Genomic DNA, 20,225 nt, shown 5'->3' on the forward strand with positions numbered 1-20,225 from the left:
TGTAAAAAATGTTTAAATAAAGAGTCTTAAGATATCTTTATATTTCTTATGTCTTATGCCTTGAAACATCACCTTTTCCATTAGTCGTTTAGTTTCAAAGAATACAACCAAAAAGATTTAGTCTTACCTTCATATAAATTTCTGTTTTACATAGCGCTAGTCAAATTAGTTTACCTTGTCTCGAATTCTCATAAGTTTAGACCGTATATACCCTACGTAAGGTCTCGTTTAGTAAAACTTCTTATTCCGTAAACCAAGAGAACGAGGCAGGTTATTACCATAATTGAGTAAAACAGGAAATTTGATTGAATCGGTGATTCATCTGCGGGTGACATTGCTAACATAGGCTGTGTCCATGGATATACTTGACCTAATGGTGTACTGGCAATAATAATGGCCGGTAATGTAAAAACAATGCTAACAGCGAGTGGTATGCCAAATGTTTTAGACCTGATTGAAACAATAAGCTGCAATAAAATTAATGGTAAACAAGCTAAGATCCCTCTAATTCCATATCCTAGAATTGTAAGTAAAGGAAGACTCCCGCTTATGCCTAACATATAACCGAATCCAATAAATAAGAGGATTAAAATGAACATACTAATGAATATCATGCGGACCACTGTTAGAAACTTTCCCAGAAAGATATCTGAGTGTTTAACTGGTAAGGCTAGAAGCTGTTTCCAACCGCCTCCTACATGTTCCCCCCTGCAAACAAGGGCGGCGAAAATTCCCACTACGATAGGCAATACAAAAGGGCCCATAAATAAGGCCACTTGTGTCCAAGCCTCTACCCAGGGATTGTCTCCAGGATTCATAAAAAGGTTATAGTTTTTAATAAAGTTAGTGTATGCCAGGGATACACCTAACAAAGGCCCTAGTAAATAGATGATCCATAACTTTGATCGCCTAAGTTTTAAACGTTCTACAAATAAAATGTTTTTCAAGTATTTCGCCTCCTTTTTACAAAGCATCCCGTTTAGCAAAATGAATAGAGCCTAGAAATAATATAATTATCCCTAAGAAAAGGCTAATGCAAAGGTAAGATGAAAGATCTGGGTTATATCCTATACCTTCATACTGCAGAATGACTGTCGAAGATTGACTAGGATAAGCCAGCGGAAACCATCTCGTTGATTGAGCAGCAGCCAAAAACAAACCCATTATAGATGATACTGATCCTACAAGAATTGAGAATGCTTGGTTGCTAAACACCATAGATAACCATATCTGGAATGCCATTATAGGCAGTACTGTAACTAACATGCTGTAACTATCTCCAAACAAAAGTCCCCAAGGTACACTGCCTTCGAATCCTACCAGTTTGCCCAGCAGTACCATGCCGAGCAAGAAGATTGTTGACGAAATAAATAAACTGACTACTAAGCAAATAAATTTACTTACATAAATTCGCATTCTAGATACGGGAAAAGAAAGGGTTTGCTTCCATCCGTTTGCTTGATGCTCTATATTTGCTATTATTGACGCAGAAAGTGTGGCGGCTAATGGAAAACCCAGACCAAATAACAAACTGTTATCATACAGTAAATACATCCACATTGACCCAGCATGGAACATTTCAGCTTGTTTTTCCACGTATTCAGATCGATAAGTAAGATTCACCAACTCGTATGCTATAATGAGTAAGGGAACCAATAAGACTACAATCAATAACGACGAACGTTTCAGTTTTAATTGATCTGCCCATAATAACTTTTTCATAGACTTCCCTCTGTACCAGTTAATTCTAAAAAAATATCCTCAAGCGATCGTGTCTTTTCTTCAAGTCGAAATACAGACAGCCCTGAATGAAGAAGTATGGAATTGATTTCTGAAACAAATTCCGGTTCTGTTTGAGACAGCCACAAATAATTTTTTTGTAAATCAACCTTTAATCCTTTCCTGTTTAGTATTGTTTTTGCTTCGATTACGTCACTAACACCGACTTTTAATAGTGGTTTTCGTTTTTGATGTAAACTTGCAATTGAGTCCTGGAAAATCATCCTCCCATTGTTTATAATCCCCACTTGAGTAGCCATTTGATCTATTTCACTCAACAGGTGGCTGGATACAACGACACTCATTCCCGATTTAGGCAATTCTTTAATTAACTCTCTTATTTCTTGGATACCGGATGGATCTAAACCGTTTGTCGGTTCATCCAGAATTAATAAATCAGGACTGCTTAACAGGGCAACTGCAATTCCCAAACGTTGTTTCATTCCAAGGGAATACTCCTTAGTCAGTCGATTTGCTACTTTAGATAACCTTACAGTTTCCAATACTTCATTGACCCGTTGTTCCGGAAGCCCTCTTAACCTCCTAACAGCTTCTAAGTTTTCGTAACCGGTTAAATTACCATAATAAGTTGGAGATTCTACCAGTGACCCGATTCTTTGCAATATCTGCAAACGATTCTTGTTTAGGTTTTGGCCAAAGATTTCGATGTTTCCTTTTGTTGGTTTAATTAAACCTAATAACATTCGGATGGTTGTTGTTTTACCAGCACCATTCGGTCCAAGAAAACCATAAATTTCGCCGCGCCTAATCCTTAAGTTTAATCCATCAACTGAAGTATGCTTTTTATACTTTTTAGTTAGATCGTGTGTTACCACTATTTGATCATTCATTTGTCTCTCACCTCACTTTTATCATAAGCGATGTTCTTTAAACACAAACGAAACTCTTCCTAAACATTCACTTAACGACATCCATTGTTTATTTTCTGTATGTAGTTATATTGATCCCTGAATATCAAGGTTAAAATATTAAAAGAATATTCTGAACCCTTAACGAAAGTTAAATTCTTTCCTTTTCTGACCTTTATGTCCTTGATCTCATATAAAATAAGAAATAAAAAGGAGGATAACTTATGACTTTAGAAGAGAACAAAATCCTCATGGTGGATGATGACGAACATATCTTAAACTTATTAATAACTTGCTTTGAAAAGGAAGGTTTCAGCAATATTTCCACAGCTATGACAGGGAGCGAAACCCTTCTGAAAATCGATCAGGAACTTCCAAATATTATTTTATTAGATGTCATGCTTCCGGACACTGATGGCTTCACCTTATGCAGCAAAATACGCTCCCATACAAATGTGCCGATACTCTTCTTAACAGCAAAAACAACAGATTTAGATAAATTGCAAGGGTTTAGTTTTGGGGGAGATGACTATATTACTAAACCATTTAATCCACTGGAAATCGTAGCTCGTGTAAAAGCCCAATTAAAGAGAACGACTCAGCTCTCTTCTTCTTACCCTCTAAAACAGGTATACGATTATGAATACTTTAAAATAGATCCCAATACCGGAAGACTTGTTGTTAACGGGACAAGAATCGATTGCCCTGCTCAGGAAATGAAACTTCTGATTTATTTCTGTGAACATCCCAATCAAATTTTAAGTAAACACCAAATTTATAAAGATGTATGGGGGGAGTTTTATGGCGGAGATAGTACTGTAATGGTACATGTAAGACGATTACGTGAAAAATTAGAGGAAGACCCGAGCAGACCAAGATGGATAAAAACAGTTCGAGGACAGGGCTATATATTTGAAGCAGAGCCTATAGATGAGGAGTTATTGTGAAGCTGAGAAATAGGATAGCATTTTACTTCGTATCGAGACTTTTTTTACTCATGTTTATTTGGGGTCTGCTCATGGTGGGCAGTATCATATTTTTCAGCCTCGTCTTAGGTCAAAATAAAATGGAAACCCCACAATTATCCTTGAAAAAAATTGTTGCCCAAACAGTTGTTGCAGATAAACAATTTTCAATAAACACGAAAGCAAAAGAAGATTTATTAGAGAACCGGATGTGGATTCAAATTTTAGATGAACAAGGAGATGAGGTTTTTTCTTTTAATAAACCTAAAAATATACCTAAGCATTATATTCTTGGAGAATTAATATCAGATTACATGTATCCTGCCAAAAAAGGTTATCAATTATCTACGTGGTACGAAACGAAAAACAATCAGGATTTAACATGGGTATTGGGAAAACCGATGGAAAAAAATAACCCTTTTTTCTATTGGGTGAATAACTTGTGGATTGTTTCTATTATTATGGCAGGGATTGTAATTGCAATATTTTACGGAAAAAAACTAGGTGCTCCCCTGCTGTTTATTGTATCTTGGATTGAGAATTTGTCTAAAGAAAAATATGAAGAACCTTATGATCGGAAGTTTCATTCAAGCAAATATAGACATAATAAATCTGGATATAAGACCTATCAAGAATTAATGCAGGCTCTGTCTGAACTTACCTCAACGCTTCAAAGGAATAAGGCTGAAAGAGAATTATTGGAAAAGACACGAGAAGAGTGGATGGCCGGTGTCTCACATGATTTAAAAACCCCTCTTTCGGTTATTAAGGGATATACGGTTCTTTTATCTTCAAATGAATATGAGTGGGAAAATCAGCAAGTGCGTGATTTTTCCTTAATAATGGAAGAACGTGTCGAATATATGGAAAAGCTGATTGAAGATTTCAACTTAACTTTTCAATTGAAAAATGAGTCGCTTCCAATCCATCTTGAAGAAAAAAACGTAGTGAAAGTAATTCATGACACTTTAGAAAAAATGAAGTTGCTACCGGAGTCAGAAAATAAGAGATTCGCTTTAGAATCCAGTCACAATAAGATACTTTTTAATATGGATGAAAGGTACCTAAAGCGCGCAGTTGAAAACTTGATTGCTAATTGTATTAAACATAATCCTCCGGGCACTAAAATAAAGGTCATATTATATCAGGACGTGTTACATGACAACGAAATACAAATTACAATAGAAGACGATGGGATAGGAATGGACGAAGAGACGGTTGAATGTTTATTTGATCGGTATTTCAGAGGGATAAGCGCTTCGTCAAATAACTCCGGGACTGGATTAGGAATGGCTATTGCTCAGCAAATTATCAAGGCGCATGGTGGAAATATTGATATATACAGTCAGCCGGGAGTTGGCACAAGATTTAAAATTACCTTTCCGAAGCCGCCATCTAAGTATAACAATGTCAATTAGAAATAATCTATCTTACGTTGAGAAAGGGTGAAGCGGGTCTTTTATAAAGGCCCGCTTTCTCATGTTGCAGAGAAGCGATGAAAGCATTATGATGGGGGCATCAAATAATGATGGCTCCGAAAAGCCGTATCCTTTTGGAGGATGGTTGCATGAATAAAATCATGATTGTGGAAGATAGTGAAGACATTCGCGGACTATTGCAGAATTACCTTGAAAAATACGGATATCAAACCGTGGCCGCTGCGGATTTCACGGCTGTTCTTGATGTCTTTTTGCGGGAAAAGCCTGATGTGGTGCTGCTTGATATCAACCTGCCGTCTTATGACGGCTATTATTGGTGCCGCCAGATCCGCCAGCATTCTACAAGCCCGATCATTTTCATCTCAGCCAGAAGCGGGGAAATGGATCAGGTGATGGCGATTGAAAACGGCGGAGATGATTATATCGAAAAACCGTTTTCCTACGATATTGTGCTGGCGAAAATCAAAAGCCAGATCCGCAGGGCATACGGAGAGTATGCCGCCAAGCAGGGTGAGAAAGTGGTTGAATATGCCGGTGTGCAGCTCTTTGTGGAACGGTTTGAACTGCGCTTTCAGGACGAAAAAAGTGAGCTTTCTAAAAAAGAAAGCAAGCTTTTGGAAGTGCTGCTGGAGCGGGGAGAAAAGGTGACGGGAAGAGACCGGCTCATGGAAAAAACGTGGGACACCGACATTTTCGTCGATGATAATACGCTTAACGTGTATATCACGCGGCTCAGAAAAAAACTGCGGGAGCTGAACGCGCCTGTTTCCATTGAATCGGTGCGGGGCGAAGGCTACCAGCTGAGGGCGCTGTCATGAAGCTGTTTCTCCGGTCTCATGCCGTGCTGATTCTGCTTTTTCTCCTTCAAGGGCTGTTTGTCTTCTTTTATTACTGGTTTGCGGGTCTCCATTCTTTTTCCCACCTGTTTTACATATTGGGCGTGCAGCTTCTTATTTTGGCGGGGTATCTTGCCTATCGCTGGTACAAAGACCGCGGTGTGTATCATTGGCTCAGCTCGGAGCAGGAAGGGACGGACATCCCGTATCTCGGTTCTTCAGTGTTCTGTTCAGAGCTGTATGAAAAGCAGATGGAGCTGACCCGGCTGCAGCACCAGAAGCTCTACGAGACCGAAGCCAAGCTCGACGCGCGGGTGACGTATATGAATCAATGGGTGCACCAAGTAAAAACGCCGCTGTCGGTCATTAATTTAATCATTCAGGAAGAGGATGAGCCCGTCTTTGAACAAATCAAAAAAGAGGTCCGGCAGATTGAATTCGGGCTGGAGACGCTCCTTTATTCATCAAGGCTTGACCTGTTTGAGCGGGATTTTAAAGTCGAAGCGGTTTCCTTATCAGAGCTTCTCCAATCGGTCATTCAAAGCTATAAACGATTTTTTATTCAATACCGCGTTTATCCGAAAATGGACATTCGCGATGATCATCAGATTTACACCGATGCCAAATGGCTCAAATTTGCGATCGGCCAAGTGGTTACAAATGCGGTCAAATATTCGGCAGGCAAGAGTGACAGACTGGAGCTGAATGTCTTCCGCGATGAAGACAGGACGGTGCTTGAAGTCAAAGATTACGGTGTCGGCATTCCCTCGCAAGATATCCAGCGGGTGTTTGACCCTTATTACACCGGCGAAAACGGGCGGCGTTTCCAAGAATCTACGGGAATCGGCCTCCATCTCGTCAAAGAAATTACGGGCAAGCTCAATCATACGGTGGACATCAGCTCGTCCCCCGGTGAAGGGACATCGGTCCGATTTTCATTTCTTACAAAAATGTAAGACTGCGTTAAGAAAACAACATAGCTCATTCTGTTTCCCCTTGATAACATGGATTTACGTCAAGGGGATTTTTTATGCTGAATGCCCCGGCACTACATGAAAGCAGCCCAGATCAACAAGAATAAAACCATAAGGAGGATTCTCATGGCGAATATGCTTGAAGTCAAACATATAAATAAAACCTATAAAGGACAAGTATCCTATCAAGCTTTAAAACAAATTTCGTTTTCAATAGAAGAAGGCGGGTTCACGGCGGTGATGGGACCGTCCGGCTCCGGAAAAACAACACTTTTGAATATCATTTCAACGATCGACCGGCCGGATTCAGGCGATATCCTGATTCACGGAGAAAACCCGCACAAGCTCAAGCGGACAAAGCTCGCTCATTTCCGCCGCAAGCAGCTCGGATTTGTGTTTCAGGATTTCAACCTTCTGGACACGCTGACAATCGGTGAAAATATCATGCTGCCGTTAACGCTTGAAAAAGAAGCGCCGTCTGTCATGGAAGAAAAACTGCACGGCATCGCGAAAAAGCTCGGAATCGAGGACCTGCTCAATAAACGGACGTTTGAAGTATCCGGCGGACAGCGCCAGCGGGCCGCCATCGCAAGAGCGGTCATTCATAAGCCGTCACTTATTCTGGCCGATGAACCGACGGGAAACCTTGATTCCAAAGCGTCAAAAGACGTCATGGAAACGATGCAGAGCCTGAATCAGGATGATCATGTCACGGCTTTGATGGTGACCCACGATCCGGTTGCGGCAAGCTACTGCCGCCGCGTCATCTTTATAAAAGACGGCGAACTGTTTAATGAGATTTACCGCGGGGAAAACCGCCAAGTCTTTTATGAGCAGATTCTTGATGTGCTGTCTATGCTGGGGGGAAACGCAAATGACCTTTCTTCAGTTCGCTTATAAAAACGTCACGAGAAACAAAAGGGCCTATCTTGCATTCTTCTTGAGCAGCGCCTTTTCCGTTTTGATTTTCTTTACCTTTGCGATGTTCCTGTTTCATCCGGCGTTAAAGGAAGGCTACCTGAATAACATCGCCAGAAAAGGCTTAACCGCCGCGGAATGGATGATCTTTGTTTTTTCTTTCTTATTTGTTCTGTATTCGGTTAACGCATTTTTGAAATCGAGAAATAAAGAATTCGGTATTCTGCTGATGCAGGGTATTACGCCGGTGCAGCTGAGAAAGCTCATTACGGCGGAAAACATGATCATCGGCGTCATGTCGATCGCAGCCGGGATTATCGGAGGCTTCATTTTTTCGAAAACGTTCTTTACGGTAGGCGCTTATATTTTAGAAATGGACGCGCTGCCTCTGTACATGCCTTGGAAAGCGCTTGGCATTACGGCCGGCGGATTTCTGCTCTTATTTTTCCTTTTATCGCAGTTCACGATCCTTTTTGTCAGATCAAATACGGTGATCAAATTAATAAAGGGCACTGACAAGATCAAGCCGGAGCCGAAGCCGTCCGTGCTTCTGTCCTTATTCGGCATCGCCTGCCTGTGCGGCGGGTACGGCATGGTTCTGAAAGGCAATGTCCACGGGACCGAGCCGTTCATCATTTTACTGCTTACCGTCATCGGCACGTATTTCTTTTTCAGCCAAAGCAGCATCTGGATTCTGCGCGCGCTGAAGAAGTGGAAAACCTTTTATCTGCGCGGGAAAAACGTCATTTGGGTTTCTGATCTTGTTTATCGTTTAAAAGACAACGCCCGCCTGTTCTTTATCGTCAGCATTATTTCCGCGGTTGCCTTTACGGCGACGGGCGTGCTCGCGATGTACAAATCGACCGTCGGGGCGGAAGAGTCCGCCTATGAGATGGAGTATTTATCTTTCAGCAATAACCCGAAAGAACAGACTCATTTGAAAGATATTGACCATGAACTGAAAACACACGGCTTTACGTATAAGAAAGACAAAATAAATGTTTCCTATGTCCGCTATCAGGAAGGAGGTACTGTTCCGCCTGTTTACATGATCAGCGAATCGGATGTGTCAACATACTTCCATGTCAAGCTGAACGGGCTGAAACATGGTGAGGCTGTCTATTTCCCGGGCACGTATGACCGCAATTTCAAAAACGAAGCGCCGGATCAGCTGAAGCTGCTGAACCAAAAAGGCAAGCCGTCTGACCAAAAACTGACGGTAAAAGAAGTCAAAAAACCGCTGATTTCACTGAATGCCATCATCGCGGTGAACGATCAAACCTTTGATCAGCTGAAATCACTCGGTGAGAAAGCGTCATTATACGGCTACAGCTATGATCATTGGAAAGACAGTCTTGGGATCAGCCAATCCTTGAAAAATGAGATTTACGGCAACTATATCGACGTGCATTCTGATTTTATGGCAAAAGCCGGGACGTACTATGATACGGTGCAGCTGCCGAGCCTGAGTTTATTCATCGGCCTGTTTATCGCGATCGTTTTCTTTGTCGCGGCAGCGAGTTTCTTATATTTCAGGCTGTTCACCGATTTAGATGAGGACCGGGAGCGCTACCGCTCATTGGCCAAAATCGGTCTGAGCGAGCGTGAAATGGCACAAAGCGTGACGATACAATTGGCGATTCTCTTTTTCTTTCCTTTCGTCATTGCCGTCATGCATACGCTGTTTGCTTTGAGAACATTAGCGGTGGAAGGCTATTCCGATGTAGCGGGGCCGCTCAGTCTGACCATCGGAGGGTTTTTCATCTTTCAGCTTCTGTTCTTCCTAGCGGTGCGGACAAGCTATTTGAAAAAAATGAACAAGTAAGGGGAGTGCACAGATGAAAAAAGCATTGGCAATCCTGGCCGTCTTGGCAGCCGCTGCCGTCATATACGGACTTCTCTTTTTTCATAATGATGTTACAGACAGATTTAATCCGTTTATTCACCAGCAAGATGTTTATGTACAGATTGATCGAGATGGCAAACATCTTAGCCCGGGCGGTACTGAGTATACATTAGACGGATATAACGCATCCGGGAAAAAAGAAGAAGTGACCTTTTTCGCCGGGAAAGACCTTCGGAAGAACGCGTATTTGAAGGTGAAGGCGAAAGGAAAGTATGTCGAGACCTGGGAAGAAGTCAGATTTGAAGATATGCCGGGCTCCGTACAGTCAAAATTAAAGTGAACATGAAAAACGGCACAGTGTCATGACTGTGCCGCTTTTTTTATTTTTTATTTTCTTCAGCCCGTTTGATCAGCATGTCGGTGATGATATCCATCTGTTTGCTGACGGCAATCGGGTCATACGGATAGAAGGTGTTGAAATCGTTGATAAAGACACGGTTGTTCTTTACGGCATCGAGATTTTTCCAAACGGATGACTCTTTCAGACGCTCAAATGTTTTGCTTTCTCCATTCGGGTTGTAATCGGTAATGAACATATAATCAGCCGCATATTGAGGGATGACCTCTTGGGAAACCTGTTTCATGGCGCCCGTTTTCATGATGTCTTTTTCGATTTTGGCCGGCGCTTTCAATCCGAGCGCGTTATAAACGGCTTGGCCGCCGCGGCCGGAATTGTCATTGAAAATCCAGATTTCGCCTTTATCTGTCGTTTCATAAAGGCCGACTGTCTCGTCTTTGCCGATCACGTTTTTGAGGCGCTTTTGATCGGCTTCGGCCTTTTTGTTGAAGTCTGCCATAAAGCTTTTGGCTTTATCCTTCGCCCCGGCAATGTCGCCGAATAGGCTGACCGTATCTTTCGTATTCTTTGCGGTGTTAAAAGGAATGACAATCGTCGGTGCGATTTTCGATAGTTTCTCGTATTGGTCATCCTTCATCAGCACGATTAAATCAGGCTTCAGCTGCATCACTTTCTCCACATTGACGGGATTGCCGATGTCCGTGGTGTTTTTCAGCTGTTTTTTGATAAACGGATTTTTGAAAGCCCATGAGCCCGCCCCGACGACATTTGCGTCAACGGACAGCAGCTCACCCGCATAAAAGTCAGTGACGATCCGTTTCGGATGTGCGGGTATGTCAATATTTCCTTTTGTTGATTCATATGTACGCATGTCTGTCTTTCCTTTGCCTGATGCCGATCCGTTGTTTTCCTTCGCGCCGCTGCAAGCGCTTAATGCGAAAACAAGCAGAAGTGCCAGGCCGATCAGCCATGATTGTTTCTTCATAATGATCCCCCTATTTCGGTGATAATGATTATCATTATTAATATAGCAGGAAGACGTCATTCCGTCTATGTTTTTTATAGAAAACCTTCCTTGATTATCCATGTTATAGTAGTAAAGGAGGAGGAATGAATGTTGATTACGAAAAGAGGGACTTGGTGGGAAGTGCTGCACAGCTGGTGGCTGCTGCTGACTTTCGCGCCGTTTGGGCTGACCGCTTTCTTGGCCTTTTTCTATATCGGCTACCGGGCCAAGAACAAAAAATGGCTGAAATACGGACTTATCTATTTTATTATTTTAGCAATTGCTTTTGTGCTGCCGAGCACGCCGGGCGTGTATATCGTGCTGCCTTTATGGGTCATCTCCATCATCCACGGGCTGAAAGTGCGGGCGGCTTATTTAATACAGCTTGATGTGTTTAAACAAAACGTCGAAGCAAGAGCGTTTGAAGCGGTAAGGCATGAGGCGGAGGAAAAATTCGGCGGAAAACCCGCTCAACGCATTGATCTGACAAAACAGAGATAAAAACAAATGACAAAGCCGGTATCTCGCGCTTTGTCATTTGCATGACCGGCCTATTGCTGGTATGAATGCTGCTGAAACGGTGTGTGATGCTGTGTTTGCGGGAATGAAGAAACATTAGCGTTTGCCATCGGTGCAGGCATGTGTCCGCTTACTTCCTGCTGAAGCTGATTGCACACATTCACGATTTGCTGGCATTTCTGAATGGCCAGTTCATGCCCCTGCAGCGCTTGCTGAATGGTATGAACGGCATGCTGTTCATGGTTAAGCATCTGCTGAAGCATTTGAATGTTTTGCTGTTCCTGCTGGAGCATTTGCTTGTACTGCTGACTGCTTTGCTGTGTCTGCTGAATAAGCTGCTGTGCTGTTTGGCGGCATTGCTGCAGCTGATTTCCGCTGTATTGGTTTTGATACATCATGAAGACCTCCCGGAGTGATTGATTTTACACATTTATCATGTGAAAGAATAGGAGAGGCATTCATGCAAGAAGGGGATTCAAATATTTACCTGTTATGTACAGAGCGGAATACAAGGCTCGGGATGGCCTGTCGAGCTTTGTATTCCGGCCCTTTTTCTCAGAAGCCGCCTTCTGTAGCGTGAAAAGGAATATTGAGTCTGTTTTCGACTGCGCGCAGGCGCTGATTCAAACGGTTTAAGCGGCGGGTATGGATTTCAATGGACTGGCTCAGACGTCTGATCTGCTCATTCATACGCGTGATTTCCCGGTTTTGGCGCTGGTCTTCTTGTGAGAGGCGGGTGAGCTCTCTCGTTTGCTGGGCGTTTTGTCTTTCAAGCTGGGCGACTCTCCGTTCTAAAGCCGTCGGCTGCCGCTCTTCAGACTGAGGGGGCGCATAATAATAGCTTTCCTGCTGCTGATACGGCTCATACTCAACGGGGCTCACTTCGTATTCCTGCTGCTGAGGGAAATAGGCAGATGGGGTGTAGTACTGATATGGGTTCATTCATCATTCTCCTTATCTAGTGAAGTCTTTATACACTATGTAGTCAATTGCACAGTGCCACGGCATCCGCCTAACTTACAGGCGTAAAAAAAGCTTCAAAAGAAGGTGGTCATGTTGCGGAACATACGGATTTTCATCATGACGGTTCTTGTTATCGGATGCGTCATAATAACAGGCTGCTCGCAAAAGAAAGCAGACGAACTCCCTTTTTATTACGGGACATGGGATGCGGGGCTGAAACCGGGCCCGATGGACGGGGTCAGATCTGAAACCGTTACGTTTACGAAAGACAGCGTTCTGACAAAGCAGGTCATTAAAGGCCGCGGCGAGGTTCCCATGCCCTCAGATGTTTACAAGGTGGTCTCACAAAACACGTACGGAACGATCGAGATTGAATACCTCGGACATCCGCACCCCGTCAAAAGCACGTTGAAAAGAGGAAAAAACGATACGCTCATTTGGAAGATATACGGAGAAACAAAAACAATGACAAGAATAAAAACCGGCGGGGAGGATGCACATGAGAAATAAGGCTGCCGACAGACTCGTTTTGACGGGTGTCATCGTACATATCATTCAATGGTTTTCACTGTTATGGTTATTTTTTATGCTTTTTGATCAGTTCGGGCGTTTTACCATTTATAATCCCAATGTCGTCAACGGCAGCATGCAGTCTTTTTCATTCTTTGATATGATGCGCGCTCTTCTGTTTTCCGGCACGCTGCGGAATACGCTCCTGCTGTTTCTGTTTGCGGCGATGCTCATTTACTTATGGGTGAACGCTCTGTTTATCCTGCTGGAAATCGTTTCTTATATCATGATCAGGCGGAACAGCCGTTCATTATGGGCATACTTTCCCGCAGCGATGGGAATAAAGCTTGCCCTTCTGGACATAGCGGCCGTCCCTTTCTTTGCGGCGGGGCTGATGCTCTTGAAGCAGAAAACAGATGACGGCGGCGAACAAGCTGACAAGGGGAAAAGACGGCCCCGCATCCGGAGGCAGGCCCGGTATACGAAGAGAAGGCGGAGAAACTTGTCCGTTTGATTTTTCATTGAAACGAAAAAACGATATCATGAAAGCATAAGCAGAAAAGGATACAAAGGAGATGCAGGATGTACAAGTTAATCGCAATAGATATGGACGGAACACTATTAAACGATCATCATGAAGTGACGGCTGAAGTCCGCGGGGCGCTTGATGCCGCCAAAGCGGAAGGGGTCAATATCGTCCTGTGCACGGGACGGCCGATCGGCGGCGTGCGTCGGTATTTGGAAGAGCTGAATTTACAGGAAGAAGGCGACTTTGTGATTGCCTATAACGGCGCACTCGTCCAAAATACGTATACAAACGGTGTCGTGGCCGAGCAGTCATTAGGCTTTGAAGATTTGGAGTCGCTTTACGAGCTGAGCTTACAGCTGGATACCCCGATGCATTACTTTGACACAGCCAATCTGTACACGCCGAACCGGGATATCAGTGAATACACGGTTTACGAATCATATATCACGAAAGTGCCGCTTCATTTCCGCACGATCGATGAAGTGCCGAAGGATATTCTGATTCCGAAAGTCATGTTCATTGACGATCCGGACAAGCTGGAGAAAGCGATCGCTTCCATTCCGGAATCATTCAGGGAAACATACACAATGGTCAAAAGCGCGCCATTCTTCCATGAGATTCTTCACCCGAAAGTCAGTAAAGGAAACGCGGTCAAGCTGCTGGCCGAAAAACTCGGCATTGAACAGAAAGACGTCATGGCAATCGGCGATAACGGCAACGACATGTCCATGATTCAGTGGGCCGGCTGCGGTGTGGCAATGGCCAATGCCATCCCGGAAGTAAGGGAGATTGCTGATTTTGAAACGAAATCAAATAACGAACACGGCGTGGCGCATGCGATTCAGGAGCTTGTGCTGAAAAAATAGGCACCCCATCAGAGGGTGCTTTTTTACCGCGTGTTTTGGTGATATGATAAGCGGAGAGGGGAGGCGCGACATGGATCGTGAAAAACAGCAGCTCAGCATAGAAGCGGCAAAACTATATTATCAATCAGATTACAGCCAGCAGCAGATCGCCGAACGGCTTAATCTGTCACGCCCCACCGTTTCAAGGCTGCTTCAGTACGCAAAGGAAAAAGGGTATGTTCAAATTCGCGTCATGGACCCGTTTGAGGATCTGGACGAACTCGGCGCAAAGCTGGAAGAAAAATACGGGCTGCTTGAGGCGCACGTCGTCTTTTCTCCAAGCGACGATTACCAGGCCATTACACATTACTTAAGCCGCTATGGCGCAGACTATATGCATAAAACCGTAAAGGACGGCGATATACTCGGCGTAAGCTGGGGGACGACGATGTACCAGATCGCAAGCCGCATGGAGCCGAAGCAGGTAAAGAGCGTTGAAGTCGTGCAGCTGAAAGGCGGCATCAGTCATTCCAATGTCAATACGTATTCGTCAGAAACGATTCAGCTGTTCGCCGAAGCATTTCAGACCATGCCAAGGTATTTGCCGCTGCCGGTTATATTTGACAGCGCTGATGTGAAGCAGATGGTCGAGCGGGACAGGCATATTAAGCGGATCATTGAAATGGGCAGACAAGCCAATATCGCCCTGTTTACGGTCGGAACCGTCCGGGATGAGGCGCTGCTTTTCAGACTCGGCTATTTCCGGGAAGAAGAGAAACAATTGCTGAAAGCACGCGGAGTCGGCGATATTTGTTCGCGCTTTTTTGACGAGGAAGGCAGGATTTGCAGCAGCAGCATTAACGGCAGGACGATCGGAGTTGAGCTCAGCGACTTGAAAATGAAAGAGCGTTCGATTCTGGTGGCGGGCGGCAGCAGAAAATGCAAGGCCATTCACGGTGCCCTGAAAGGAAAGTACGCCAACGTTTTGATTACCGATCAGCATACGGCCAAAAAACTCATTCAAGAATTGTGACAATTCATGAACATAATTTCAATTACCAATTTACATATGTTCAAAATTCGGTTATTCTAAACGTATCCTAGGAAAAAGGAAGTGCATACAATGTCAATTGCAAGTCAAATAGACCATACTGCTTTGAAACCGCATACACAAAAAGCGGATATTTTACAACTGATAAAAGAAGCAAAAGAATATAAATTCGCTTCCGTTTGTGTGAACCCGACTTGGGTCAAACTCGCAGCGGAGGAACTGAAGGGCACGGGAGTTGACGTTTGCACCGTTATCGGATTTCCTCTCGGCGCAACGACATCGGAAACAAAAGCATTTGAAACGAAGGATGCCATCTCAAAAGGAGCCACTGAGGTTGACATGGTCATCAATATCGGCGCATTAAAAGACGGCGATGATGAAGCGGTTGAAGCTGATATCCGCGCGGTAGTTGAAGCAGCAGATAAAAAAGCGCTCGTCAAAGTGATCATCGAAACATGCCTTTTGACAGATGAAGAAAAAGAGCGCGCGTGCCGCTTGGCGGTATCCGCAGGCGCCGATTTCGTCAAAACGTCTACCGGTTTTTCTACAGGCGGGGCAACGGCTGAAGATATCGCTCTCATGAGAAAAACAGTCGGACCGGACATCGGGGTCAAAGCATCAGGCGGCATCAGAACAAAAGCTGATGTTGACAGCATGATCGCTGCGGGCGCGAGCCGGATCGGCGCAAGTGCGGGCGTCTCTATCGTGAGCGGCGGAGACAGCGGCAGCAGCGACTATTAATCAGCAGTGCGGAAGCTGAAAGCTTCCGCCATCCTCTTTCTTTGTTGATGCATAAAAAATTGTAAGCGAATACAAATAAAAGGAGAACACATATGAAGTATCTCATCGGAATTATCGGAATCATTGTGTTTTTAGGTCTTGCCTGGCTTGCCAGCAACGGCAAAAAAAGAATCAGAATCCGGCCGATCGCCGTCATGCTCGTGCTGCAGCTGATTCTCGGTTATATTCTCCTCAACACCGGTATCGGGAATTTTCTTGTCGGCGGTTTTGCAAAAGGATTTAACTACTTGCTGGAATATGCATCAGAAGGGATTAACTTTGTATTCGGCGGGCTTGTGAATGCGAAACAGACGACGTTCTTCATGAGCGTGCTTCTGCCGATCGTCTTTATATCCGCTTTAATCGGAATTCTGCAGCATTGGAAGGTCCTCCCCTTTATCACGAAGTATATCGGACTTGCGTTAAGCAAGGTGAACGGAATGGGGAAAATCGAATCTTACAACGCTGTCGCATCCGCGATTTTAGGGCAATCAGAAGTCTTTATCAGTTTGAAAAAACAGCTCGGTTATCTTACTGAACAGCGCTTATACACGCTTTGCGCGTCCGCAATGTCGACGGTCTCAATGTCGATCGTCGGTTCTTACATGATGATGCTGAAGCCTGAATACGTCGTGACGGCGCTTGTGCTGAACTTATTCGGCGGATTTATCATCGCTTCTATCATCAACCCGTACACCGTCAGCAAAGAAGAGGATTTGATCGTCGTTCCTGAAGAAGAAAAGCAATCCTTTTTTGAAGTGCTCGGTGAGTATATAATGGATGGATTCAGAGTCGCCGTTGTCGTAGCGGCGATGCTGATCGGATTTGTCGCACTCATTGCCCTGGTCAACGGCGTTTTTAACGCGGTTTTCGGCATTACATTCCAGGCGCTGCTCGGATATGTATTCGCGCCGTTTGCGTTTTTAACCGGTATTCCGTGGAATGAAGCGGTGAGCGCCGGAAGCATTATGGCGACGAAAATGGTATCGAATGAATTTGTGGCGATGCAGACGCTCTCATCCGGCGATTTCCATTTCAGCGCGCATACACAGGCAGTGGTATCTGTATTCCTTGTCTCATTCGCGAATTTCTCCTCTATCGGGATCATTACCGGTGCGGTGAAAGGGCTGCATGAAAAACAAGGAAACGTCGTCGCGCGGTTCGGGCTGAAGCTGCTGTACGGCGCAACGCTCGTCAGCTTCCTGACAGCGGCGATCGTCGGATTGATTCACTGAACATAAATGAAGGACAGGTGATAGATCATGAGAATGGTAGATCTTATTGTAAAAAAACAAAATGGAAAAGAATTGACAACAGAAGAAATTCAATTTTTCGTAAAAGGATATACGGACGGAAGCATCCCTGATTACCAGGCAAGCGCCCTTGCTATGGCGATTTACTTTCAGGATATGACGGATCAGGAGCGCGCCGATCTGACAATGGCGATGGTCAATTCAGGGGAAACGATTGATCTCTCCGCCATTGAAGGCATTAAGGTCGACAAACACTCTACGGGCGGGGTCGGCGACACGACAACTCTCGTACTCGCTCCGCTCGTCGCGGCGCTCGGCGTTCCCGTCGCTAAAATGTCCGGCCGGGGCCTTGGCCATACGGGGGGAACCATTGATAAGCTGGAAGCGATCGAAGGCTTCCACGTGGAATTGTCAAAAGATGAATTCATCAAGCTTGTGAACCGCGACAAGGTAGCCGTCATCGGACAAAGCGGGAACTTGACGCCTGCCGATAAAAAGCTGTATGCGCTGCGTGATGTAACGGGTACGGTGAACTCCATCCCGCTGATCGCAAGCTCAATTATGAGTAAAAAAATCGCCGCCGGAGCAGATGCCATCGTGCTTGACGTCAAAACGGGAGCCGGCGCGTTTATGAAAACGGATGAAGACGCCGTGAACCTCGCCAAAGCAATGGTCCGCATCGGAAACAACGTCGGCCGCCAGACGATGGCCGTGATTTCTGACATGTCGCAGCCGCTCGGTTTTGCGATCGGGAATGCCCTGGAAGTACAAGAAGCCATTGATACATTAAGAGGGGAAGGGCCTGAAGACTTAAACGAACTCGTCCTCACGCTCGGCAGCCAAATGGTCGTATTGGCGAAAAAAGCTGAGACATTGGAAGAAGCGAGAACGAAGCTTCAGGAAGTCATGAAAAACGGCAAAGCGCTTGAAAAGTTCAAAGAGTTCCTGAGCAATCAGGGAGGAGACGCTTCCGTCGTTGACGAACCGTCCAAACTTCCGCAAGCGGCGTACAAAATTGACGTTCCGGCAAAAGAAGCGGGTGTCGTTTCAGAAATCGTCGCTGACGAAATCGGTGTCGCAGCGATGCTGTTAGGCGCGGGACGTGCGACAAAAGAGGACGAAATCGACCTAGCCGTCGGTATTATGCTCCGCAAAAAAGTCGGTGACAAAGTTGAAAAAGGCGAGCCGCTCGTCACCCTTTACGCCAACCGCGAAAACGTTGACGACGTGACCGCCAAAGTCTATGACAACATCCGCATCTCAGAAAAAGCGGCAGCGCCGAAACTGATTCATACGCTGATTACGGAATAACAGAAGAAAGGCACATACCTCATCAGTATGCGCCTTTTTTTTATGGCATGGTTTTATCCAAATGAATGTCACGGACGGATTGTTTCGGCTGTTTCTTTCTCAAAAAACGAATGAGATAGCACAGGATCATACAAGGAATTCCGCAGAAGAGGGCGATTCTTTGATTGGGATCAAATGCAAGGCCTACGCATGAAGCGAAACATAAGATCACAGCGGCGATCGGAACGAGAGGGTATAACGGTGTGCGGAAGGTCAGATCCGCGACGCGTCCGCCGTTTTTCACATAATGTTTTCGAAATAACAGCTGAGACAGGGCGATGCTCATCCACACCACGACGCCGGCAAATCCGGCTATTGCCACGAGCACTACGTAGACCGTGCCCGGGGCGGCGATGCTTGAGATCAAGGATATGCAGGAAACGGCCATGCTGGCGAGCAGGGCATTCAGCGGAATGCCTTTCGGCGTGACTTTTTTGAACCGGGCGCTGATCATGTTTTCATTCGCAAGAGACCACAGCATCCGGGTGGAAGCATACAGTCCGGAGTTGGCGACCGAAAGCAAAGCCGTTAAAATCACGAAGTTCATGATATCTGCGGCGTATGGGATACCGATCTGGGAAAAGACCGCGACAAACGGACTTTCAATCACACCGGCTTCCTTCCAGGAGATCAGTCCGGACAGCACAAAAATGGCGCCGATAAAAAAGATGACCGTTCTCCAGGCGACATTTCGGATCGAACGCGGAATATCTTTTGCCGGATTGGCGGTTTCACCCGCTGTAATTCCGATCAGCTCCGTCCCTGAAAAGGCAAAGCTTACGGAAATCATTGCGATGAAAACCGCAAGAAAGCCGTTCGGAAACAGTCCGCCGTGTGAGGTGAAATTCGACAGCATCGGAGCTTCACCCGAACCGTGCAATGAAATCAAACCGAACATCGCGGCGCCGCCTAAGATGATAAATAAAAGGATGGTGACGATTTTGACGCTGGAAAACCAAAACTCTGTTTCTGCAAACAATTTAACGGAGAATGCATTGGCGGCAAAAAGGAGAGCCGCGAAAATCGCGCTCCACATCCAGACGCTGCTGTGGGGAAACCAGCGCTGCATGAGGATACCGGAAGCTGTAAACTCCGATCCTACCGTCACCACCCAATTCACCCAATACATGATACCGACCATAAACCCCGTGGACGGCCCGATAAACGTTGTCGCATACGTTTGAAATGAACCGGTCACAGGCATGGCTACTGACAATTCTCCGAGACACTGCATGACAAGATACATCATCAAGCCGCCGATCAGGTAAGCGGCGATCGTCCCGCCCGGCCCGGCCTGGCTCAATGTATACCCTGTGCTCAAAAACAGCCCCGTGCCGATGACCCCTCCCAATGAAATCATAAATAAGTGCCTGCTTTTCATCGTGCGCTTTAGTTGATTGCCGCCTTGATCAACATCCATCGTGATCTCCCCCTT

General features: G+C 45.2%; 22 protein-coding genes. 15 read left to right on the top strand and 7 right to left on the bottom strand.

The annotated features are described in order from the left end of the window. Positions 1-212 precede the first annotated feature (212 nt). From ACWJJ4_RS00815 to ACWJJ4_RS00825, 3 genes are read right to left on the bottom strand one after another with little or no spacing between them, the layout of a single operon-like run. Entirely contained in the window at positions 213-947 is a 735-nt protein-coding gene (locus ACWJJ4_RS00815; protein ID WP_229154627.1) for an ABC transporter permease, read from the bottom strand. 16 nt (positions 948-963) lie between these two features. Then, the gene (locus ACWJJ4_RS00820) at positions 964-1,722 is read right to left on the bottom strand and encodes an ABC transporter permease (RefSeq protein ID WP_007614844.1); all 759 of its coding nucleotides are present in this window, start codon (positions 1,720-1,722) and stop codon (positions 964-966) included. Next, entirely contained in the window at positions 1,719-2,630 is a 912-nt protein-coding gene (locus ACWJJ4_RS00825; RefSeq protein ID WP_058906455.1) for an ABC transporter ATP-binding protein, read from the bottom strand. The genes ACWJJ4_RS00820 and ACWJJ4_RS00825 overlap by 4 nt, the downstream gene beginning before the upstream one ends. A gap of 242 nt (positions 2,631-2,872) precedes the next feature. Here ACWJJ4_RS00825 and ACWJJ4_RS00830 point away from each other — a divergent pair, with 242 nt between their 5' ends. The 7 genes from ACWJJ4_RS00830 to ACWJJ4_RS00860 all read left to right on the top strand — a co-directional run bounded on the left by ACWJJ4_RS00830 (position 2,873) and on the right by ACWJJ4_RS00860 (position 9,966). After that, positions 2,873-3,595: a response regulator transcription factor gene (locus ACWJJ4_RS00830; RefSeq protein ID WP_077723063.1), complete on the top strand. Its 723-nt coding sequence runs from the start codon at positions 2,873-2,875 to the stop codon at positions 3,593-3,595. Further along, a complete protein-coding gene (locus ACWJJ4_RS00835) occupies positions 3,592-5,031 on the top strand; it encodes a sensor histidine kinase (protein ID WP_121591320.1) in 1,440 nt (479 codons plus the stop codon). The genes ACWJJ4_RS00830 and ACWJJ4_RS00835 overlap by 4 nt, the downstream gene beginning before the upstream one ends. 149 nt (positions 5,032-5,180) lie before the next feature. After that, entirely contained in the window at positions 5,181-5,870 is a 690-nt protein-coding gene (gene yxdJ / locus ACWJJ4_RS00840; RefSeq protein ID WP_004393241.1) for a two-component system response regulator YxdJ, read from the top strand. Further along, positions 5,867-6,844: a two-component system sensor histidine kinase YxdK gene (gene yxdK, locus ACWJJ4_RS00845; RefSeq protein ID WP_454021358.1), complete on the top strand. Its 978-nt coding sequence runs from the start codon at positions 5,867-5,869 to the stop codon at positions 6,842-6,844. Before yxdJ ends, yxdK begins: the two co-directional genes overlap by 4 nt. Positions 6,845-6,988: 144 nt before the next feature. Next, a complete protein-coding gene (gene yxdL / locus ACWJJ4_RS00850) occupies positions 6,989-7,762 on the top strand; it encodes an ABC transporter ATP-binding protein YxdL (protein WP_454021359.1) in 774 nt (257 codons plus the stop codon). Next, on the top strand, positions 7,737-9,605 hold the full coding sequence (yxdM, locus tag ACWJJ4_RS00855; protein WP_077723059.1) for an ABC transporter permease YxdM: 1,869 nt from the start codon (positions 7,737-7,739) through the stop codon (positions 9,603-9,605). The genes yxdL and yxdM overlap by 26 nt, the downstream gene beginning before the upstream one ends. Before the next feature lie 13 nt (positions 9,606-9,618). Then, positions 9,619-9,966, top strand: a complete 348-nt coding sequence (locus ACWJJ4_RS00860; protein ID WP_004393256.1) for a YxeA family protein — start codon at positions 9,619-9,621, stop codon at positions 9,964-9,966. Positions 9,967-10,006: 40 nt separating this feature from the next. On the opposite strand, the gene ACWJJ4_RS00865 is transcribed toward ACWJJ4_RS00860, so the two are convergent. Continuing rightward, the gene (locus ACWJJ4_RS00865; protein ID WP_004393259.1) at positions 10,007-10,969 is read right to left on the bottom strand and encodes an iron-hydroxamate ABC transporter substrate-binding protein; all 963 of its coding nucleotides are present in this window, start codon (positions 10,967-10,969) and stop codon (positions 10,007-10,009) included. Positions 10,970-11,098: 129 nt separating this feature from the next. Between ACWJJ4_RS00865 and ACWJJ4_RS00870 the strand changes: the two genes are divergently transcribed. Continuing rightward, on the top strand, positions 11,099-11,491 hold the full coding sequence (locus tag ACWJJ4_RS00870) for a hypothetical protein (protein WP_004393261.1): 393 nt from the start codon (positions 11,099-11,101) through the stop codon (positions 11,489-11,491). Positions 11,492-11,541: 50 nt separating this feature from the next. Here ACWJJ4_RS00870 and ACWJJ4_RS00875 read toward each other — a convergent pair whose 3' ends face one another. Next, complete coding sequence (locus tag ACWJJ4_RS00875) at positions 11,542-11,904, bottom strand: hypothetical protein (protein ID WP_004393264.1); 363 nt, start codon at positions 11,902-11,904, stop codon at positions 11,542-11,544. 160 nt (positions 11,905-12,064) lie between these two features. Next, on the bottom strand, positions 12,065-12,451 hold the full coding sequence (locus ACWJJ4_RS00880; protein ID WP_004393267.1) for a hypothetical protein: 387 nt from the start codon (positions 12,449-12,451) through the stop codon (positions 12,065-12,067). Between the two features lie 111 nt (positions 12,452-12,562). Between ACWJJ4_RS00880 and ACWJJ4_RS00885 the strand changes: the two genes are divergently transcribed. The 7 genes from ACWJJ4_RS00885 to ACWJJ4_RS00915 all read left to right on the top strand — a co-directional run bounded on the left by ACWJJ4_RS00885 (position 12,563) and on the right by ACWJJ4_RS00915 (position 18,751). Continuing rightward, a complete protein-coding gene (locus tag ACWJJ4_RS00885; protein ID WP_077723057.1) occupies positions 12,563-12,982 on the top strand; it encodes a lipocalin family protein in 420 nt (139 codons plus the stop codon). Next, entirely contained in the window at positions 12,972-13,496 is a 525-nt protein-coding gene (locus ACWJJ4_RS00890; protein WP_014306122.1) for a hypothetical protein, read from the top strand. The genes ACWJJ4_RS00885 and ACWJJ4_RS00890 overlap by 11 nt, the downstream gene beginning before the upstream one ends. A 68-nt stretch (positions 13,497-13,564) precedes the next feature. Next, positions 13,565-14,377 (top strand): sugar-phosphatase, encoded by an 813-nt coding sequence (gene yidA, locus ACWJJ4_RS00895; protein ID WP_071392479.1) that lies wholly within the window; start codon positions 13,565-13,567, stop codon positions 14,375-14,377. Between the two features lie 70 nt (positions 14,378-14,447). After that, positions 14,448-15,389 (top strand): sugar-binding transcriptional regulator, encoded by a 942-nt coding sequence (locus tag ACWJJ4_RS00900; RefSeq protein ID WP_004393275.1) that lies wholly within the window; start codon positions 14,448-14,450, stop codon positions 15,387-15,389. 90 nt (positions 15,390-15,479) lie between these two features. Then, the gene (gene deoC, locus ACWJJ4_RS00905) at positions 15,480-16,148 is read left to right on the top strand and encodes a deoxyribose-phosphate aldolase (RefSeq protein WP_004393277.1); all 669 of its coding nucleotides are present in this window, start codon (positions 15,480-15,482) and stop codon (positions 16,146-16,148) included. Between the two features lie 92 nt (positions 16,149-16,240). Further along, positions 16,241-17,422, top strand: a complete 1,182-nt coding sequence (locus ACWJJ4_RS00910) for a NupC/NupG family nucleoside CNT transporter (RefSeq protein ID WP_004393280.1) — start codon at positions 16,241-16,243, stop codon at positions 17,420-17,422. A 27-nt stretch (positions 17,423-17,449) separates the two neighbouring features. Next, positions 17,450-18,751, top strand: coding sequence for a pyrimidine-nucleoside phosphorylase (locus ACWJJ4_RS00915; protein ID WP_102422091.1), 1,302 nt, complete (start codon positions 17,450-17,452; stop codon positions 18,749-18,751). 40 nt (positions 18,752-18,791) lie between these two features. Here ACWJJ4_RS00915 and ACWJJ4_RS00920 read toward each other — a convergent pair whose 3' ends face one another. Next, complete coding sequence (locus tag ACWJJ4_RS00920) at positions 18,792-20,210, bottom strand: amino acid permease (RefSeq protein WP_004393284.1); 1,419 nt, start codon at positions 20,208-20,210, stop codon at positions 18,792-18,794. Positions 20,211-20,225: the final 15 nt, after the last annotated feature.

This window comes from Bacillus sp. JK62, assembly GCF_053663455.1.

Excerpts from the sequence above, each read along its gene's own strand:
- ACWJJ4_RS00860 (WP_004393256.1), top strand. The coding sequence starts at position 9,619 with ATGAAAAAAGCATTGGCAATCCTGGCCGTCTTGGCAGCCGCTGCCGTC.
- ACWJJ4_RS00920 (WP_004393284.1), bottom strand. The coding sequence starts at position 20,210 with ATGGATGTTGATCAAGGCGGCAATCAACTAAAGCGCACGATGAAAAGC.
- yxdL (WP_454021359.1), top strand. The coding sequence starts at position 6,989 with ATGGCGAATATGCTTGAAGTCAAACATATAAATAAAACCTATAAAGGA.
- ACWJJ4_RS00820 (WP_007614844.1), bottom strand. The coding sequence starts at position 1,722 with ATGAAAAAGTTATTATGGGCAGATCAATTAAAACTGAAACGTTCGTCG.
- yidA (WP_071392479.1), top strand. The coding sequence starts at position 13,565 with ATGTACAAGTTAATCGCAATAGATATGGACGGAACACTATTAAACGAT.
- ACWJJ4_RS00825 (WP_058906455.1), bottom strand. The coding sequence starts at position 2,630 with ATGAATGATCAAATAGTGGTAACACACGATCTAACTAAAAAGTATAAA.
- deoC (WP_004393277.1), top strand. The coding sequence starts at position 15,480 with ATGTCAATTGCAAGTCAAATAGACCATACTGCTTTGAAACCGCATACA.
- ACWJJ4_RS00830 (WP_077723063.1), top strand. The coding sequence starts at position 2,873 with ATGACTTTAGAAGAGAACAAAATCCTCATGGTGGATGATGACGAACAT.
- ACWJJ4_RS00880 (WP_004393267.1), bottom strand. The coding sequence starts at position 12,451 with ATGAACCCATATCAGTACTACACCCCATCTGCCTATTTCCCTCAGCAG.
- ACWJJ4_RS00915 (WP_102422091.1), top strand. The coding sequence starts at position 17,450 with ATGAGAATGGTAGATCTTATTGTAAAAAAACAAAATGGAAAAGAATTG.
- ACWJJ4_RS00900 (WP_004393275.1), top strand. The coding sequence starts at position 14,448 with ATGGATCGTGAAAAACAGCAGCTCAGCATAGAAGCGGCAAAACTATAT.
- yxdK (WP_454021358.1), top strand. The coding sequence starts at position 5,867 with ATGAAGCTGTTTCTCCGGTCTCATGCCGTGCTGATTCTGCTTTTTCTC.
- ACWJJ4_RS00865 (WP_004393259.1), bottom strand. The coding sequence starts at position 10,969 with ATGAAGAAACAATCATGGCTGATCGGCCTGGCACTTCTGCTTGTTTTC.
- yxdM (WP_077723059.1), top strand. The coding sequence starts at position 7,737 with ATGACCTTTCTTCAGTTCGCTTATAAAAACGTCACGAGAAACAAAAGG.
- yxdJ (WP_004393241.1), top strand. The coding sequence starts at position 5,181 with ATGAATAAAATCATGATTGTGGAAGATAGTGAAGACATTCGCGGACTA.
- ACWJJ4_RS00910 (WP_004393280.1), top strand. The coding sequence starts at position 16,241 with ATGAAGTATCTCATCGGAATTATCGGAATCATTGTGTTTTTAGGTCTT.
- ACWJJ4_RS00870 (WP_004393261.1), top strand. The coding sequence starts at position 11,099 with ATGTTGATTACGAAAAGAGGGACTTGGTGGGAAGTGCTGCACAGCTGG.
- ACWJJ4_RS00885 (WP_077723057.1), top strand. The coding sequence starts at position 12,563 with ATGTTGCGGAACATACGGATTTTCATCATGACGGTTCTTGTTATCGGA.
- ACWJJ4_RS00875 (WP_004393264.1), bottom strand. The coding sequence starts at position 11,904 with ATGTATCAAAACCAATACAGCGGAAATCAGCTGCAGCAATGCCGCCAA.
- ACWJJ4_RS00890 (WP_014306122.1), top strand. The coding sequence starts at position 12,972 with ATGAGAAATAAGGCTGCCGACAGACTCGTTTTGACGGGTGTCATCGTA.